Annotated in this window: 1 protein-coding gene; it reads right to left on the minus strand. The window is 62.3% G+C overall.

Features of this window, described 5'->3' with window-relative positions:
• A partial coding sequence (locus APY03_RS27580) for a DUF3577 domain-containing protein (protein ID WP_157103471.1) occupies positions 1 to 228 on the minus strand: 228 nt, incomplete at both ends.

The raw sequence follows: 228 nt of genomic DNA on the forward strand, positions 1-228 counted from the left end.
CTTGATGAGACCGATGTGGACCAGCGTCGATTCCAGGCTTGCGGCCGGCTCCCCGGCGTGCTCACCCTTGGTGCGGATGTACGGATCGATCTTCATGTCGTTCAGACGGAAGGCGATCAGCACCTTGCGGTCACCCTCGATGGCCTGAACGCACCGGCGAACCAGGTGCTCGGCTTCCGGGGTGGCGACGATGGTGTCGAAGTACCGATACTCCGGTTCATCGACAGG

It is taken from the genome of Variovorax sp. WDL1, assembly GCF_001541225.1.
In the GTDB taxonomy this organism is placed as follows: domain Bacteria; phylum Pseudomonadota; class Gammaproteobacteria; order Burkholderiales; family Burkholderiaceae_C; genus Variovorax.